Origin of the sequence: Nocardiopsis prasina DSM 43845, from assembly GCF_000341265.1 — a bacterium.
GTDB lineage: Bacteria > Actinomycetota > Actinomycetes > Streptosporangiales > Streptosporangiaceae > Nocardiopsis > Nocardiopsis prasina.
This window is the reverse complement of record NZ_ANAE01000033.1, coordinates 1-1,590: the sequence shown is the minus strand read 5'-3', so window position 1 is coordinate 1,590 and position 1,590 is coordinate 1. Positions and strand designations below refer to the sequence as shown.

The following is a 1,590-nucleotide window of genomic DNA, read 5'->3' as shown; positions in this document are numbered from 1 at the left end:
CCAGCACCCCCGCCATCATCTCCCTGTGGGACGTCGTCACGGAGGCCCACGCGGCCCGCGACGCCCAGGCGCGCCTGGCGGTCTCCGAAGAGCGGCTGCGTTTCGCCCGCGATATGCACGACCTGCTGGGACACAGCCTTTCGGCGCTCGCCGTCAAGAGCGAACTGGCCGCCCGGCTCGCCGAGATCGACCCGCAGGCGGCCTCCCGCGAGATGACCGCCGTGCAGCACTTGGCCCGCGACGCGCTGCGCGAGGTGCGCACCGCCGTGTCCGGTTACCGCGACGTGGATCTGGCCGCGGAGTCCGCGGGAGTCCAGGCCGTGCTCACCGCCGCGGGCGTGCGCTGCACCGTGGCCGGTGCCGACGTCGACGTTCCCGCCGACCAGCGGTCGATCGCCTCGTGGGTCGTGCGTGAGGGCACCACGAACGTGTTGCGCCACAGCACGGCCAAGAACTGCGCCGTCACCCTGCGCCGGGACGGCGGCACACTGGTCGTCGAGGTCTTCGACGACGGCGCGCAGCCGGGCGGCGGCGCCGCGTCCTTCGGCAACGGGCTGTCGGGACTCGGCGAGCGGGTCTCCGCCGCCGGCGGAGCGCTCACCGCCGGTCCGGCCTCCGCCGGGACGGGTTTCCTGCTGCGCGCCGTCGTGCCGCTGCCGGAGCGCCGCGGCGGAGGGAACACAGGCGACGAGCCGTCGGGCCGAGAGGACGTGACCGCGTGATCCGAGTCGTACTCGCCGACGACGAGCACCTGGTGCGCGGCGCGATCGCGGCCCTGCTCGGGCTGGAGCCCGACCTGGAGATCGCAGCCCAGGTCGGGAGGGGTGACGAGGTCGCCGACGCGGTGGTCCGCACGGGCGCCGGAATCGCGGTGCTGGACATCGAAATGCCCGGTACGGGCGGGCTGGAGGTCGCCGCCGAACTGCACGGATCGGCGCCGGACTGCGGCGTACTGATGCTCACCAGCTTCGGCCGCCCCGGCTACCTGCGGCGTGCGCTGGCCGCCGGGGCGCGGGGGTTTCTGGCCAAGGACGCCCCGGTCGACGAGCTCGCCGGCGCGATCCGCAAGGTGCACGCGGGCGGGCGCTACATCGACACCGAGCTGGCCGCAGCGGCCATGGCCTCCGGCGAGAGCCCTCTGACGGCGCGTGAAGCCGAGGTGCTGCGCGCGGCATCCGAGGGAGGGGCGGTGGCCGACATCGCCCGTTCCCTGCACTTGACCGAGGGCACCGTGCGCAACTACCTCTCCAGCGCCATCACCAAGACCGGCGCCGCCAACCGCATGTCGGCGATCCGCACGGCGCAGGGCATGGGGTGGCTCTGACGGCCGGGGCGGGCCCGGCCGTCAGAGGAACCGCAGCACCAGCATGGCGGTGTCGTCGGTGTGGCCGCCCGGGGCGAACTCCTCCAGGTCGCGGTCGATACGGACGATGACGGCCTGGGCCGTCAGCCCCGAGCAGTTGGTGAAGATGTCGCGCAGGCCCTCGTCGCCGAGCATCTGCGTGCCGTTGCGGCGTTCGGTGACGCCGTCGGTCACCGCCAGCAGGACGTCGCCCGACCCGATCTCCAGGGTCTCGGTGAAGAATTCGA

3 protein-coding genes are annotated in these 1,590 nt (G+C 73.5%); 2 read left to right on the top strand and 1 reads right to left on the bottom strand.

Annotation, left to right across the window (positions count from 1 at the left end; translation table 11 throughout):
* Both D452_RS27435 and D452_RS0101120 read left to right on the top strand, forming a co-directional pair.
* The coding region (locus D452_RS27435; protein ID WP_017542330.1) for a sensor histidine kinase at positions 1–722 on the top strand (722 nt) is incomplete at its 5' end.
* Complete coding sequence (locus tag D452_RS0101120; protein WP_017542329.1) at positions 719–1,324, top strand: response regulator transcription factor; 606 nt, start codon at positions 719–721, stop codon at positions 1,322–1,324. The genes D452_RS27435 and D452_RS0101120, both read left to right, overlap by 4 nt.
* Before the next feature lie 21 nt (positions 1,325–1,345).
* On the opposite strand, the gene D452_RS27430 is transcribed toward D452_RS0101120, so the two are convergent.
* On the bottom strand, positions 1,346–1,590 hold a 245-nt coding region (locus D452_RS27430), incomplete at its 5' end, for a SpoIIE family protein phosphatase (protein ID WP_040692806.1).